The sequence below is a fragment of the Streptosporangium sp. NPDC002721 genome (genome assembly GCF_042888905.1).
In the GTDB taxonomy this organism is placed as follows: domain Bacteria; phylum Actinomycetota; class Actinomycetes; order Streptosporangiales; family Streptosporangiaceae; genus Streptosporangium.
On sequence record NZ_JBIAQI010000016.1, the window covers coordinates 137679 to 152406 of the forward strand.

Sequence of the window (14728 nt, forward strand, 5' to 3'; positions counted from 1 at the left end):
GCGCCCGTCCCGTCGGGGGCGGGCGCTCATCCGGCCGAGGTCAGCGCTCATCCGGCGGGCGGGAGATCACCCTGTCTTCGAGGTAGCAGCTGCAGTTGCCACATCCTGGCGGCATGCCTGTCCTCCTCTCACCTGTCCTGCCTCGACCGTACGGCAGGATTCGCCGACGGCGAGGACAGATTCGCGTGCGCGCCCGGAGACCGCGCACTCGACGTCAGGTGAGGTCGACCTCCACCAGCAGCTCCCCCTCGCCCTCCTGGAGCACGAACTCGTCGATGACGCCCGCGCCGCACAGGTCGTCCTGCGCCAGGCGCACGAGGGCGACCCCCGCGCCGGTGACGGTGAGCCGGGAGACCTCCGCGCGCATGGACAGGCGGGCGTCGGACTTGGCCTTGCGGACCCGGCCGAGGACGGCGGCCACCACGGGCAGCAGCCCGGGGTCGCCGCCCCGCTCGCGCGCCTCGGGCCAGGCGGCCCGGTGCACCGAGCCCTCACGCCACCAGGACCAGACCTCCTCGGTGACGAACGGCAGGAACGGGGCGAACAGCCGGAGCATGACGTCGAGCGCCTCGCGCAGCGCCGCGTGCGCGGAGCGCGCCGCCGCGCTCGCCCGCCCCGCCCCGTCGCCGCCGTCGTTCGCGTCGTCGTAGGCCCTGGCCTTGACCAGCTCCAGGTAGTCGTCGCAGAACTCCCAGAAGAACCGCTCGGTCCGCTCCAGCGCGCGGGTGTAGTCGTAGCCCTCGAACGCCTCGGTGGCCTCGTGGACCACCTCCGACAGCCGGGCCAGCATCGACAGGTCGATCGGCTCGGTGACCTCCCCGCCCCCCTCGCCCAGGCCCAGGACGAACCTGGAGGCGTTCAGGATCTTGATGGCCAGCCTGCGGCCGACCTTGATCTGGCCGGTGTCGAACGCCGTGTCGGTGCCGGGACGGCCGCCGGCCGCCCAGTAGCGGACCGCGTCGGAGCCGTACTGCTCCAGCAGGCCGAGCGGGGTGACCACGTTGCCCTGGGACTTGGACATCTTCTTGCGGTCGGGGTCGAGGATCCACCCGGAGATCGCGACGTGGCCCCAGGGCAGGGTGCCCTGTTCCAGGTGGGCGCGGACCACGGTGGAGAACAGCCAGGTCCGGATGATCTCGTGGGCCTGCGGGCGCAGGTCCATCGGGAAGACCCGCTCGAACAGGTCCCGGTCGCGCTCCCAGCCCCCGGCGATCTGCGGCGTCAGCGAGGAGGTGGCCCAGGTGTCCATGACGTCCGGGTCGCCGATGAAGCCGCCCGGCTTGCCCCGCTGGTCCTCGGCGTAGCCGGGCGGGACGTCGGAGGAGGGGTCGATCGGCAGCGCGGACTCGGGCGGCACGATCGGCGCGGAGCGGTCGGGCTCGCCCTCGCCGTCCAGGGGGTACCAGACCGGGATGGGCACGCCGAAGAACCGCTGCCGGGAGATCAGCCAGTCGCCGGCCAGCCCCTGCACCCAGCTGTCGTAGCGGACCCGCATGTGCGGCGGGTGCCAGGACAGCTCCGCGCCGCGCGTCAGGAGGGCGTCGCGCAGGGCGAGGTCACGCCCGCCGTTGCGGATGTACCACTGGCGGGTGGTGACGATCTCCAGGGGCCGGTCGCCCTTCTCGTAGAACTTCACCGCGCGCTTCACGGGGCGCGGCTCGCCCTCCATGTCGCCGGACGCGCGCAGCAGCTCCACGATCCGCTCGCGGGCGCCGTGCACGGTCCTGCCCGCCAGCTCGGCGTACGGCTCCCGGGGCACGCCCTCGGGCGCGTCCGGCAGCAGCCTGCCGTCCCAGCCGATGACGGCGCGGGTGGGCAGGTCGAGCTCGCGCCACCAGACGACGTCGGTCACGTCGCCGAAGGTGCAGATCATCGCGATGCCCGAGCCCTTGTCCGGCTCGGCCAGGTGGTGGGCGAGCACCGGCACCTCGACGTCGAACAGCGGCGTCCTGACCGTCGTGCCGAACAGGGGCCGGTAGCGCTCGTCGTCGGGGTGGGCGACGAGCGCGACGCAGGCGGGCAGCAGCTCGGGACGGGTCGTCTCGATCCAGACCCGGTCGCCGAAGCCCCTGGCCCGCTGCTCCTCGGACAGGCCGAAGCCCAGCCGGTGGAAGGCGCCGGGCCACTCGCGGTCCTCCAGCTCGGCCTGGGCGACGGCCGTGCGGAAGGTGACGTCCCACAGCGTGGGAGCCTGGGCGACGTACGCCTCCCCCCTGGCCAGGTTGCGCAGGAAGGCGCGCTGGGAGGCGGTCCGCGCGGCGTCGCCGATGGTGGCGTACGTCAGCGACCAGTCGACCGACAGGCCCAGGCGGCGCCAGAGCTCCTCGAACGCCTTCTCGTCCTCGACGGTGAGCCGCTCGCACAGCTCGATGAAGTTGCCGCGCGAGATCGGGATCTGCCGCTTGGGGTCGGGTCTGGCCGGGGGCTCGAACGAGGGGTCGTAGGCGATGGAGGGGTCGCAGCGCACGCCGAAGTGGTTCTGCACCCGGCGCTCGGTGGGCAGGCCGTTGTCGTCCCAGCCCATGGGGTAGAAGACCTCGCGCCCGCGCATGCGCTGGAAGCGGGCGACGGTGTCGGTGTGGGTGTAGGAGAAGACGTGGCCGACGTGGAGGGAGCCGGAGACGGTCGGCGGCGGGGTGTCGATCGAGTAGATCTCCTCGCGCGTCCGCGACCTGTCGAAACGGTAGGTCCCTTCGCTCTCCCAGCGGCCCGTCCATACGGCTTCCAGGCCATCGAGAGTCGGTTTCTCGGGCATGGGCGCAGGGCGCGGTCGCTGTTGTGTCATGCCTCCCTATGGTATGGCTTCACGCGATGCGCCGCTCCGGGAGACTAGTGTTCTTGGGGCGAACAGTGAACGGGAGGACCACATGGCCGACAAGACCGAGAAACAGGACATGGCGTGGAGGGCCATCGGCGGCCTCCTGGGCCTCGCCACCGCGTGGGGGGCGAAGAAGGTCATCGGGTTCGCCTGGGAGAAGACCACCGGCAAGAAGCCGCCCGTCGACAACGAGTCCCTGGAGATCAGCCTCGGCGAGGCGATCGGCTACGCCGTGGTGATGGGGGTCGGCATGCAGGTGACGCAGATCGTGGTCGCCCGCACCGCCAGGAAGCGCTACAACGCGTGGAAGGCCGTCAAGGACGCGGCCAGGGAGGTCACCTCCTGACGGCGACCGCGCCGCGGGGGCGATGCCCCCGCGGGGGCGATGCCCCCGCGGCGACGCCGCTCCTCACGGCCTCGGAAGGCCGCGGTCCGGCCGGCAGGTCAGGACTCCAGGGCTTCCGGTGACTCCGGGGACCCCAGTGACTCCAGGGGCTCCGGGAGCTCCGGGGAGGGCGTGGACCCCGAGGACTCCAGCGAGGTGAGAAACTCCTTCGCCCAGCGGTCCACGTCGTAGGTGGACACCCTCCGGCGCAGCGACCGCATCCGGCGCGACAGGTCGTGCGGGGTGGCACGCATCGCGGTCAGCATCGCCCGTTTGAGGCCGTCGACGTCGTAGGGGTTGACCATGAACGCCTGGCGCAGCTCGTCGGCCGCCCCGGCGAACTCGCTGAGCACCAGCGCGCCGCGCAGGTCGTTGCGGCAGGCGATGTACTCCTTGGCGACCAGGTTCATCCCGTCGCGCAGCGGCGTCACCACCATCACGTCCGCGGCGAGGTAGAGCGCGGCGAGCTCGTCCCGCCCGTACGACTGGTGCATGTACTGCACGGGCTGCTGCCCGAGCTCTCCCTGCTCGCCGTTGATCCGGCCGACCTGGAGCTCGATCGAGTCGCGCAGCCGCATGTACTCCTCGACGCGTTCCCTGCTCGGGGTGGCGATCTGCACGAACGCCGCCTCGCCCGGCTTGATCGCCCCCTCGGAGAGCAGCTCGCCGAACGCCTTCAGGCGCTGGCCGATGCCCTTGGTGTAGTCGAGCCTGTCGACGCCGAGCAGCATGCACTCAGGGTCGCCCAGCTCCGCGCGGATCTCCCTGGCCCTGGCGATGATGTGCGGCTCCCTGACCAGGGAGTCGAGCTCGCCGAAGTCGACGGAGATGGGGAACGCCCCGGCGCGCACCACCCGGTCCCCCACGTAGATCTCGTGCTTGTGGTGCTGGAGGCCGAGCAGGCGGCGGCAGAGCCGGATGAAGTTGGACGCCCCGCCGGGGCGCTGGAAGCCCACCATGTCCGCGCCGAGCAGGCCCTCGACGATCTCGCGCCGCCACGGCATCTGGGAGAACAGCTCGACCGGCGGGAAGGGGATGTGCAGGAAGAAGCCGATGCGCAGGTCGGGGCGGAGCTTGCGCAGCATGGCCGGGACCAGCTGGAGCTGGTAGTCCTGGATCCACACGACGGCGTTCTCCGCGGCCTCCGCGGCCGCGGCCTCGGCGAAGCGCTCGTTGACGGTGCGGTAGGCCTCCCAGGTGACCCGGGAGTAGACGGGAGAGGCGACCACGTCGTGGTAGAGCGGCCAGAGGGTGGCGTTGGAGAAGCCCTCGTAGTAGAGCTCGACCTCGGATTCGGACAGCGGGACGGGGACGAGCTGCATGCCGTCGTGTTCGAAGGGTTCGAGGCTCTCGTCGGGGGCTCCGTGCCAGCCGACCCAGGCCCCCTCCCTGCGCTGCAGGACGGGGGCGATCGCGGTGACGAGGCCGCCGGGGCTACGCCGCCACATGTCCTCACCGACCCTGTCGACGGGGAGACGGTTGGCGACGATCACAAATGCGCTGCGGCCCAGCACAGATTCCTCCAGGTAGTCGGGGGCTTACTGAAGTAACTACCCGTTTGAGAGGTTTCTATGACTTTCCAGGTGGGAGGGCACGGTGGATCCTCAGATCGGCCCGTACGACCTCGCCGAGCTTCTTCGTGGCGGCCCGGTTGAGGAACCCTCCGGCCACGGCGCCGGTGAGGAAGGGGCCGAAGGTGGTGAGGTGGCGCCCGAGGGTGCGCATCAGCCTGTTGCGCAGGGCGGTCTTGGCCGCGGTGCCCAGGGCGACGGTCATCGTCCCGGGGGCCATGGGGTCGACGCCGCGCTGCTTGGACCAGGCCATCGCGAAGGCCATGGCCCGCTGGGAGCCGGTGCCGGGCACCTGGATGCCGTACACCTCGTGAAGCTCGGCGATGAGCTTCACCTCGATCGCGGCCACGACGAGGGTCTCGGCCACGAGCTGGGCGGGGGCGGAGAGCAGGAGGGGAGGGGCGGCGAACTCGGCGGCGGCGACGGCCCCGCCGATGGCCCCGACCGCCATGGTCGCCTTGGTCGCGGTGCGCACCAGGTCGTCGGCGAGCGCCTCGGAGGTGAGACCGTGATGGTGCTCGGAGAGGGTCTGCAGGTCGCGGATGGGGATGCGGGGCGCCACGGCCATGAACACGTCGGTCAGCCAGCGGCCCCGGCTCGCCCCCGACTCCTTGGCCCTCTTCGCCCCTCGCGCCAGTGATTTCGTGAGACGGCCGAGCAGCCTTCGCCGCTCGGCCCCGTCCATGTCGCCCGGCTCGGCGAGCCTGCCGACGATCTCGGCCACTTCCCGTTCGGCCCGGCCGTCTTCCTCGCCGGCCCGGCCGTCCGCGGTCGCGTCATGATCGGGAACGGCGGTCACCTTGTGGCCGGAACCGGCGGCGCCGGTCACTTCCCGGCCGGCCCGGCCGTCCACGGTCACCCTGTGGTCACCCCCACCGTCTCCGGTCGCCTTCCGATCGGACCCGCCGCTCGCGGCCGCTTCGTGATCAGGCGCGCCGTCCGACTCCTCGGCCGTGGAGTCGTCCGGCGCGGCACCGGTCTGCCTGTTCTCTGACGTCATGTCTCGGAACCTCCTCAAGGCTGTCCTGGGGCCCTACCCGTACCTGGAAGAGCACACCTCGGACAGGCCATCGGAATCATCTCAAGCCGCGCATTCCCGACAAATCTGCTGGCCGTTCTTCTCGACGGCGAGTTGACTGCGGTGGTGCACCAGGAAGCAGCGCGCGCAGGTGAACTCGTCGGCCTGACGAGGAATCACCCGGAGCGAGAGCTCCTCATTTGACAGGTCCGCGCCCGGCAGTTCGAGCGACTCGGCGAGATCCGTCTCGTCGATGTCGATGCTGCCCGAGGACTTGTCGGTACGGCGGGCCTGCAGTTCCTGAAGACTGTCCTCGCTGAGGTCGTCGTCGGTCTTGCGTGGGCTGTCGTAATCGGTAGCCATCGGTCTGCTCCATCCCCCTCATCTATCTGTCTGCGCTCACTCGCGCGTGTGTAACGTTCGAGAGGCACGACTTGTGCCCGATCCGCCAGAGAGATTCCTGCTTCGGTACCCCGCCGGAATGGTCACTGAACCTCCCTACACGTGAGGGACGTACTGCCAATGGCCACGGTTAGCCAAATATGGCGTAAACCACAGCATCGGCGGCATGCACCACCGTGTTCGACGGCACATCCAACCACATGTACGGCGTGAACGAGACGCCCCCCGCCGGATCAACGTGACCGAAGTCGCACCGTGACCACCAGACCGCCTCCGTCCCTGGGTATGGCGGTCACGTTGCCCTCGTGGGCGCGCACGACCGCGCGGACGATGGACAGGCCCAGCCCCGCGCCCTTGTCCGAGTCGACCCGGTCGGCGTTGAGCCGCCTGAACGGCTCGAAAAGGCTGTTCACCTCGTACGCGGGCACATGCGGCCCCGTGTTGGCCACCTGAACAACCAACGCACCCTCCACCATTCCCGTCCTGACCCACAGACGTCCGGAATCGGAGAGGTTGTGCTTTATAGCGTTCTCCACCAGATTGGCCACGCACCGCTCCAGCAGCACCGGATCGCCCACGGTCTCGGCGTTCCGCAGCTCGGCGACCACGGTGACCCCGGCCTCCTCGGCCCGCGCGGCGAGCTGGTCGACGACCGTCTCGGCCACGTCCTTCATGTCCACCGGCTTGCGCACGCTCAGCTCGCGCTCGCTGCGGGCCAGCAGCAACAGGCCCTCGATCAGGCGCTCGTTGCGGGCGTTGACCTCCAGGAGCGTGCGGCCCAGCGCCTTGAGGTCACCCGACGCCTCCGGATCGCCCAGGGCGATCTCCAGGACCGTCCGGTTGATCGTCAGGGGGGTGCGGAGCTCGTGCGAGGCGTTGGCCACGAATCTTCGCTGTGTGTCGAAGGCCACATTGAGCCTGGTGAGCATCGCGTCGAAGGTGTCGGCCAGCTCCTTCAGCTCGTCGTCGGGGCCCTTGAGGTCGATCCGCTCGTGGGCGAGCGTGGAGCCCGACAGCTTGCGGGCCGTGGCGGTCATCTGCTGGACGGGCTTGAGCGCCCGGTCGGCGACGATGTAGCCGATGATGACGGCCAGGATGCCGACCCCCAGCAGGGCCAGCAGCGAGCGGGCCAGCAGCTCCCGCTGCGCCCCGGAGATCGCGACGTGCTGGTACCAGTACCACTGCTTCTTGAGGGTGTTCGCCGCCTCGGGTCCCACGAGCTCGTCGAAGTCGACGATCGGGAAGTCCGGCCACGCGTCGTTGAGCGCCCAGCCCACCATCAGGTAGACCACGACCATGAGCAGCGCCCCCGCCGTGAAGAACAGCACGGCGTAGGTGATGGTCAGCCGCCACCTGATGCTGACCCGGTCCAGGATCGACCGCAACCGCTCCAGCGGGGTCCGCGGAGCCGTGGCGGCGTCCACGGGGGGCGGCCCGTCCCAGGCGGGCGGGCCGGTCGGCGGAGGGGGTTGCTCGGCCGTCCCGCCCTCCTTCCCGGCGTGCCCGGCCTCCAGCTGCTCGCTCCTCCACGCGCCCCGCTCGGAGTGCGGGCTGATCATCGGGTGGGTCGGCACCGACTCGCGGCTCTCGCCCACCGGGACGAACGTCGGGCGTTCCTCTCCCCCGCCTGCCGGAGCGCTCACAACTTGTACCCGACCCCGGGCACCGTCTCGATCACCTGAGGCTCGCCCAGTTTCTTTCTCAGCGTCATCATGGTGACGCGCACCACGTTGGTGAACGGGTCGATGTTCTCGTCCCACGCCTTGTCCAGCAGGTCCTCCTGGCTGACGACCGCGCCCTCGGCGCGCATCAGCTCCTCCAGGACCGCGAACTCCTTCTTGGTGAGCGAGATCTCACCGCCGTCCCTGGTCACCAGCCGCTTGCCCGGGTCCAGGCGGACCCCGGAGCGCTCCAGCACCGGCGGCAGCGCCGGGGCCGAACGGCGGCCCAGCGCCCGCACCCGCGCGACGAGCTCGATGAACACGAAGGGCTTGGCCAGGTAGTCGTCGGCCCCCAGCCCCAGTCCCTCCACCTTGTCGTCGACGTCGCCGGAGGCGGTCAGCATGAGGATCCTGGACGCGGTGCGGGAGGCGACCAGGCGGCGGCAGACCTCGTCGCCGTGGACCTTGGGCAGGTCCCTGTCCAGGACGATGACGTCGTAGTCGATGTATCCCGTCCGCTCCAGCGCCCCGGCGCCGTCGTAGGCCACGTCCACGGCCATCGCCTCGCGCCGGAGCCCGGTCGCGATCGCGTCGGCGAGCACCCGCTCATCCTCGACCACAAGCACTCGCACGGCTTATGGCACCTCCCGTCAATTCCCAGGGCAACCGCTGGGGCGGCTCCCCATTCTCCCCGCACCACCTGTAAGCACACGGTAAGGCCCCTCACGAGATCGGGCACTCCATGTGATGTCGGGAACAGACAGGTTTAGCTTGTGGTTCACCCTGGGTACAGCCGGTTCCAGTCTCTATCGCGATACCTTCCGTCCCCATGAGCCCGTGAGAAAGAAGGTGAGATGGGCGAGTTCACCACCACAATCGAACACCGCCTCGACCAGGCACACAGGAATCTGCAGGAGGCCAGGACCTCCGGCGACGATTACCTCGCCGACACCTTCACCGCCGAGATCGAGGATCTCCACCGTCTGGCCACAGACAACGGCGTCCCCATCCAGCGCTGATGGGAAGGAGCCCCTCGGCCGCCCGTCCGGGGGGCTTTTTCATGCCCTGAGAGCCCTCGGGCCCCTTCATGCCCTGAGAGTCACCGGGTCCCGAGCCCCGGGGGCTCAGGCGTCGCGTTCCGGGTCGAGCGGGAGCAGCAGGTCGTGCAGCTCCTCGAACAGGCCGGGCGCCGCGCACAGGGTGAGACCCGGGTTGGCGGGTTTGCCCGCCAGCCCGCCGACCCTCGCCCCGGCCTCGGCGGCGATGAGGCCGCCGGCGCCGTAGTCCCAGTACTGGGGGCCGCGCTCGTAGTAGCCGTCCACCCGCCCCGCCGCCACCGCGCACAGGTCCGAGGCGGCCGAGCCGCCCCTGCGGATGTCGCGCACCCGCGGCAGCACGTGGCGGAGCACCTCCGCCTGCACCGCGCGCCGCCCGCTCTCGTAGCCGAACCCGGTGGCGATCAGCGCCCGTTCCAGCGGTACGCCGGTGTTGCAGCTCAGCCGCTCCCCCGCCAGCCACGCGCCCCCACCCTTGACGGCGGTGAACACCTCGCCGCGGGGCACGACGTTGACCACCGCCGCGATCACCTCGCCGTCCACCTCCACCGCGATGCTGACCGCCCACTCGGGCACCCCGTACAGGAAGTTGACCGTCCCGTCGATGGGGTCGACGACCCAGCGGACCCTGCCCTCGCCGGTGGGACCGCCCTCCTCGCCGAGGATCGCGTCGCCGGGCCTGACCGCCTTGATCCTGTCTCGGATGAGCTCCTCCGAGGCCCGGTCGAGGGCGGTCACCACGTCTGTGGGGCTGGACTTGGTGACCAGCACCTCGGGGCGGGCCGGTCGCTTGGCCAGCAGCATCTCACCGGCCTCCCTGGCGATCTCCTCCGCCAGCCGGCCGAAGGTCACGGCGCTGTCCACGATCCGCTCCTCACTGCTCACACGTCCCTCACTCGCTCCGGCGGGCCCACGACGGCACCCGCCGCCCCCACATGCCCAGCCAGGCGTACGGCATTCCCGCCCGCCTCCCGGGTCGTCCGCCGTCACTCCCGTCGCGCGGCGCCCCCGCTCGCCGCGCCGGGTTCACGACAGGGACTCCGGGCGCTTCCACTCGCGCCCGAGGACATGCTGGTCGAGGAAGGCCAGCACGGTCTCGTACCAGACGACCGCGTTGCCCGGCTTGAGCACCCAGTGGTTCTCGTCGGGGAAGTACAGGAACTTCGACTCCACCTCCGAGCGCTGCAGGTCCCACCACAGGCGCAGCGCCTCCCCGATGGGCACCCGGTAGTCCTTGTCCCCGTGGACGACCAGCATCGGGGTGGAGATGTTCTCCAGCGACAGGTGCGGGGAGAGCTTGGTGTACAGGCCGGTACCCGGGGAGCCGAACTCGCGCTGCCAGTACATGGACGCGTCGGTGGTGCCCGCGAACTGGTCGAGGTTCCACAGCGAGGCGTGGGTGACGATCGCCCTGAACCTGCCGGTGTGCCCGGCGACCCAGTTGGCCATGTAGCCGCCGAACGAGCCGCCCATGGCGGCGGTCCTGGAGGGGTCGACCTGGGGCAGCTCCAGGGCGGCGTCGGTGATCGCCATCAGGTCGGCGTGGGTGCGCGGGCCCCAGTCGGCCCAGCCGCGCCGGATCATCTCCGGCCCGTAGCCGGTGGACAGGCACGGGTCCGGCAGCAGCACGGCGTAACCGTGCTGGGCCATGATCCACGGGTTCCAGCGCCAGGACCAGTCGTTCCAGCTGGACAGCGGGCCGCCGTGGATCCACAGCAGGAGCGGGGCGGGGTTCTCCGCCGAGGCGCCCTCCGGGAGCACCAGCCAGGCCCTGATCCTCGCGCCGTCGTCGGCGGTCACGTCGACCTCGGTGAGCGTGCCGGGCAGCTCCAGCTCGGGCGCGGGGGAGGCCAATCTCTCGACGGTGCCGTCCGGGGCCACCCTGACCGGGGCCGCGGGCGCGTCCACGGCGCTGCGCAGCGCGTAGACGGCACCGTCGGGCGCGATGTTGAGCGAGGAGTAGGCGGCGTCGTCGGAGGTGAGCCGCTCCGGCGCGGACCCGTCGGCCGGGACCCGGAAGATCGGGCGGCGGCCGTGGTCGTCTGCGACCACGAACAGCGAGCGGGAGTCGGGCGCCCAGACGATGCCGGACGGCCAGAGCTCGCCGCCCGCCGGACGGCCCTCTCCGGTCGCCAGGTCGACGATCCACAGGGTGCTCTCGGGGATCAGGTCGATGTCGGCGTGGTTGTTCCTGACGCACGCGACCAGGCGCCCGTCGGGGGAGATCTTGACCGGGCCGTCGAAGTCGTGGTCGTCCGCGGCGGCCACGACCCGCCGGGCGCCGCCGTCGGCCGTGTCGATGGCGACCAGCTCGAAGCGGAGCTCGCCCCGCGGCATCGACACGCCCCAGGTCGTCACGACCGTGGAGCCGTCCGGTGACACGTCGCACGCGTTGTGGCTGGACAGCGCCTTGCCCGGCTGCGGGGTGAGGTCCCTGACGTCGACCAGCCGCTCGTCGTCGCCCAGGGTGCCCGCGAACAGCCGGGACTCCCCGGGGCCGAGGTCGTGATCCCAGTAGCGGACCGGGTAGCTCTCGTGCAGGATGGCGCTGACTCCCGCGTCCTTGCGCGTCTTGCGCCGCTCGGCCTCGTCCGCCTCGTCCCCGGGCAGGACGTCGGAGCCGAAGACCACGGTCCTCCCGCCGCTCATGAACCCGGCGATGCCCCCCGGCCTGGAGGCGATCTGGCGGGCCTCGCCTCCCGCCGCGGGCAGCAGCCAGAGCCCGGGAACCTCCTCGTCCGCCTCCTTGACGGTCGGGTCGGGCCTGCGCGAGCCGAAGAGCAGATCGCCGTCCCGCGTGAACTCGGCCCCGGCCTCGCCCTTGACGGATCTGGTCAGCCGGTACGGTCTGCGGCCGTCGAGAGGAATCTCCCACAGGGAGGTCCCGTAGGATCTTCCGTCGGGATTAAGCGCCTGCACCACGCTGACCAGGCGCGCTCCATCGGGGGACAGCCGCAGGGATGCCACCCGCGGCACGCCGACATAATCGCGGATGTCGTTAAAAGGGGTCACGGTTTCGAACCTACCTCGGCGATCGTCTCCGAACATGCATCCGAACACGCATCCACAAACCTTGTTGATAACGAACTACTCAAGGTGGCGATGCAAGAGGCGACCCGGGGATGCGGTTTGATAAATGCCATGGGGAATTACGACGCGCTTGTCGTGGTCTCGTTCGGGGGACCGGAGAAGCCGGACGACGTGATGCCGTTCCTGGAGAACGTGGTCCGGGGCAGGGGGATCCCGCGCGAGCGGCTGCTGGAGGTCGAGGCGCACTACCAGCGCTTCGGCGGGGCGAGCCCGATCAACCAGCAGTGCCGCGACCTGATCGCGGCCGTGGAGCCGACCGTCGACCTCCCGGTCTACTGGGGCAACCGCAACTGGCACCCCTACCTGGAGGACACCCTCCGCCGGATGGCGTCGGACGGCGTGCGCAGGGCCGCGGCCTTCGTCACCTCCGCCTACAGCTCCTACTCGGCCTGCCGCCAGTATCGGGACGACATCGCGCTGGCCAGGGCCGCGGTCGAGGGTGCCCCCGAGGTCGTCAAGCTCCGGCACTACTTCGACCACCCCGGGTTCGTCGCGGCGATGGCCGACCACACCCGCCAGGCCCTGGACCGGCTGCCCGCCGGGCTCCGTGACTCCGCGCGGCTGGTCTTCACCGCGCACAGCATCCCGATCTCGATGGCCACGACGGCCGGGCCGGGCGGCGGGGCGTACGAGGCGCAGCTGCGCCGGGCGGCGGCGCTGGTCACCGCCGAGGTGGGCGGCGGCGACGGCGGCCGGGAGTGGGACCTGGTCTGGCAGAGCCGGAGCGGCGCCCCGCACATCCCGTGGCTGGAGCCCGACGTCTGCGACCACCTGCTGGAGGTCGACGCCCCGGCGGTGGTGCTGGTGCCGATCGGCTTCGTCTCCGACCACATGGAGGTCGTCTACGACCTCGACGTGGAGGCGGCGGAGACGGCGAGGAAGATCGGCCTGCCGCTGGTCAGGGCGTCCACGGCGGGGACCCACCCGCGCTTCGTCTCGATGGTCGGGGAGCTGCTCGCCGAGCCCGAGCCGGTCGCGTGCGCGGCCACCTGCTGCCCGGCCCCACCGCGCCGCCGCCCGTGACCGCGGGGCCTCCGGCGACCGCGGGGCCGTAGCCGATCACAGGGCGCGTGCGGACGCGGGAGCGCGACCGGTCACGGACGGGGCCGGTCACGGACGGGGTCGGTCGCGGGCGGTTCAGGGGTAGGCGGCGGCGTAGCCGCGGGAGATGCCCATGACCTTGGCGACGTACGACCAGGAGTGGTTGTAGAACCAGATGGCCTTCTCCAGCTTCTTGCCACCCCGGCCCGCCCCGTTGGCGCACAGGTAGTTGGCCGCGCCGGGGACCGCGTCGTACGGGTTCCAGATGTCGGCGACCCCGTCGCCGTCGCCGTCCACGCCGTAGGCCTTCCAGGTGGCGGGCATGAACTGCATCGGTCCCAGCGCGCCCGCCGAGGAGGGGCCGTTGTTGCGCCCATGCGAGCTCTCCACCTGGCCGATCGCGGCCAGGACCGTCCAGGAGAGCCCCGGGCAGACCCCGGCCGCCTTGCGGTAGAGCTCCAGGTAGCTGCCCGGCCTGCCGACCGTGGCCTGCCGCACCCGGCCGATGCCGGCCTTCGCGGTCGTCTCCGCGGCGGCGGGTTCCGGGGCGGTCTTCGCCGTACGGGTGCCGCCGACGGCGACCACCTGGGAACCCGGGCCCAGCAGCCTGCCCACCCGTGTCCTGAGGACCGTGGCGGCCCTCTCCGAGCTGTGCACGAGCAGCGCCACGCCGGGCAGCAGGCCCAGCCTGCGGCCGGTCTCCTCCCCCACGATGCCGTCCACGCCGGGCAGGCCGAACCCGGCGGAGGCCGCGGCCCGCAGCCGGGGGCCGCCGTCCACCTGGTACTCCGAGCCGAGGACCAGACCGAGGCGGCGCGCCGCCGAGTTGTCGGCGACGAACTCCCCCCTGGCGAGGGCGTCCCAGATCCTCCGCTGCTCGGCGACGGCCCTGGGGGCCCACGCGCGGAAGCGGGCCGGATCGACCGCGATGAGGTTGAGCCCGACCCCGGACACCTTCACCGCCCCGCCGTCGAAGGAGTCGATCTTCTGGACGTGCTTGAGCCGGGAGATGTCCTCCTTGGTCTGCTCGGTCAGCGTCGAGGGGGAGATGACCATCAGCCGGGGCGGGGTGGAGACGAGCCCGGGAGCACCCGTCGCGCCCGGCTCCGGGGATTCCCCGGTTCCGGGCCCGGGGGTCGGCCCCTGGGAGACGGAATCTCGCGGGCCCAAATCCTGCGGGCCAGGGTCCTGCGGGTCAGGACTGCGTGGGTCGGGGATGCGCGGATCAGAGCTTTGCGGGTCGGGGCTGCGCGGGTCAGGGCTCTGGGAGTCGGGGCTCTGCGGGTCGGGGTTGTCTCCGGCTGATACGTCCGGATTCGGGTCGAGGCCCGAGCCGAGGTCCGCGGGGCCCACCGGGACCGCGGGAGGGTCGGCCACCGGCGCGATCGCCGACAGGTCCCGGATGCGTGACTCCACGACGGCGCTCTCGCCGGAGGTCGCGGGAGCGACGGGGCGACCGGCGTTGATCACCGCGAGCGCGACGCCGCCGAGGGCGAGGAGAGCGGTCATGACCACCGCTACTGGGACGAGCAACCGCAACCCGGGAAGACGTGACACCGCGCTCACGTTAGCTCCAATGGACCGTGTCGTGAGCCGTTGCCCGGAAAATCACTTGCCGATCAGCGGTTCTGTGCGAAATCGTCGGCGTGTTCCACGCGCGCAGAGCAGCTAGGGGTTCATCGGTGGT

Annotated in this window: 12 protein-coding genes; 3 read left to right on the forward strand and 9 right to left on the reverse strand. The window is 71.1% G+C overall.

Features of this window, described 5'->3' with window-relative positions:
* Positions 1-214: 214 nt before the first annotated feature.
* Positions 215-2755 carry a valine--tRNA ligase gene (gene valS / locus ACFYWM_RS23810; protein WP_389917634.1) on the reverse strand — a complete coding sequence of 847 codons (2541 nt, stop codon included), beginning with the start codon at positions 2753-2755 and terminating at the stop codon, positions 215-217.
* Between the two features lie 112 nt (positions 2756-2867).
* On the opposite strand from valS, the gene ACFYWM_RS23815 reads away from it, so the two are divergent.
* On the forward strand, positions 2868-3164 hold the full coding sequence (locus ACFYWM_RS23815) for a DUF4235 domain-containing protein (protein ID WP_389917635.1): 297 nt from the start codon (positions 2868-2870) through the stop codon (positions 3162-3164).
* Between the two features lie 98 nt (positions 3165-3262).
* On the opposite strand, the gene ACFYWM_RS23820 is transcribed toward ACFYWM_RS23815, so the two are convergent.
* From ACFYWM_RS23820 to ACFYWM_RS23840, 5 genes are all read right to left on the reverse strand, one after another.
* Positions 3263-4717 carry a trehalose-6-phosphate synthase gene (locus ACFYWM_RS23820; RefSeq protein WP_389917636.1) on the reverse strand — a complete coding sequence of 485 codons (1455 nt, stop codon included), beginning with the start codon at positions 4715-4717 and terminating at the stop codon, positions 3263-3265.
* A 55-nt stretch (positions 4718-4772) separates the two neighbouring features.
* Positions 4773-5774 carry a hypothetical protein gene (locus ACFYWM_RS23825; RefSeq protein WP_389917637.1) on the reverse strand — a complete coding sequence of 334 codons (1002 nt, stop codon included), beginning with the start codon at positions 5772-5774 and terminating at the stop codon, positions 4773-4775.
* 81 nt (positions 5775-5855) lie between these two features.
* Positions 5856-6155, reverse strand: a complete 300-nt coding sequence (locus tag ACFYWM_RS23830; protein ID WP_030914836.1) for a DUF4193 domain-containing protein — start codon at positions 6153-6155, stop codon at positions 5856-5858.
* A gap of 272 nt (positions 6156-6427) precedes the next feature.
* Positions 6428-7753: a sensor histidine kinase gene (locus tag ACFYWM_RS23835; protein WP_389917724.1), complete on the reverse strand. Its 1326-nt coding sequence runs from the start codon at positions 7751-7753 to the stop codon at positions 6428-6430.
* A gap of 80 nt (positions 7754-7833) precedes the next feature.
* Entirely contained in the window at positions 7834-8487 is a 654-nt protein-coding gene (locus tag ACFYWM_RS23840) for a response regulator transcription factor (protein ID WP_389917638.1), read from the reverse strand.
* Between the two features lie 222 nt (positions 8488-8709).
* Here ACFYWM_RS23840 and ACFYWM_RS23845 point away from each other — a divergent pair, with 222 nt between their 5' ends.
* Positions 8710-8874, forward strand: coding sequence for a hypothetical protein (locus ACFYWM_RS23845; protein WP_350976068.1), 165 nt, complete (start codon positions 8710-8712; stop codon positions 8872-8874).
* 105 nt (positions 8875-8979) lie between these two features.
* Here the strand turns inward: ACFYWM_RS23845 and ACFYWM_RS23850 are convergent, their stop codons facing one another.
* Both ACFYWM_RS23850 and ACFYWM_RS23855 read right to left on the reverse strand, forming a co-directional pair.
* A complete protein-coding gene (locus tag ACFYWM_RS23850) occupies positions 8980-9795 on the reverse strand; it encodes an inositol monophosphatase family protein (RefSeq protein WP_389917639.1) in 816 nt (271 codons plus the stop codon).
* A gap of 141 nt (positions 9796-9936) precedes the next feature.
* Positions 9937-11958 carry a prolyl oligopeptidase family serine peptidase gene (locus ACFYWM_RS23855; protein WP_389917640.1) on the reverse strand — a complete coding sequence of 674 codons (2022 nt, stop codon included), beginning with the start codon at positions 11956-11958 and terminating at the stop codon, positions 9937-9939.
* A 93-nt stretch (positions 11959-12051) separates the two neighbouring features.
* Here ACFYWM_RS23855 and ACFYWM_RS23860 point away from each other — a divergent pair, with 93 nt between their 5' ends.
* Positions 12052-13023, forward strand: coding sequence for a ferrochelatase (locus tag ACFYWM_RS23860; RefSeq protein ID WP_389917641.1), 972 nt, complete (start codon positions 12052-12054; stop codon positions 13021-13023).
* Between the two features lie 114 nt (positions 13024-13137).
* Here ACFYWM_RS23860 and ACFYWM_RS23865 read toward each other — a convergent pair whose 3' ends face one another.
* Positions 13138-14598, reverse strand: coding sequence for a lytic murein transglycosylase (locus ACFYWM_RS23865; protein ID WP_389917642.1), 1461 nt, complete (start codon positions 14596-14598; stop codon positions 13138-13140).
* Between the last annotated feature and the right edge of the window lie 130 nt (positions 14599-14728).

Excerpts from the sequence above, each read along its gene's own strand:
- ACFYWM_RS23815 (WP_389917635.1), top strand. The coding sequence starts at position 2,868 with ATGGCCGACAAGACCGAGAAACAGGACATGGCGTGGAGGGCCATCGGC.
- ACFYWM_RS23835 (WP_389917724.1), bottom strand. The coding sequence starts at position 7,753 with ATGATCAGCCCGCACTCCGAGCGGGGCGCGTGGAGGAGCGAGCAGCTG.
- ACFYWM_RS23860 (WP_389917641.1), top strand. The coding sequence starts at position 12,052 with ATGGGGAATTACGACGCGCTTGTCGTGGTCTCGTTCGGGGGACCGGAG.
- ACFYWM_RS23845 (WP_350976068.1), top strand. The coding sequence starts at position 8,710 with ATGGGCGAGTTCACCACCACAATCGAACACCGCCTCGACCAGGCACAC.
- ACFYWM_RS23830 (WP_030914836.1), bottom strand. The coding sequence starts at position 6,155 with ATGGCTACCGATTACGACAGCCCACGCAAGACCGACGACGACCTCAGC.
- ACFYWM_RS23855 (WP_389917640.1), bottom strand. The coding sequence starts at position 11,958 with ATGTTCGGAGACGATCGCCGAGGTAGGTTCGAAACCGTGACCCCTTTT.
- ACFYWM_RS23825 (WP_389917637.1), bottom strand. The coding sequence starts at position 5,774 with ATGACGTCAGAGAACAGGCAGACCGGTGCCGCGCCGGACGACTCCACG.
- valS (WP_389917634.1), bottom strand. The coding sequence starts at position 2,755 with ATGCCCGAGAAACCGACTCTCGATGGCCTGGAAGCCGTATGGACGGGC.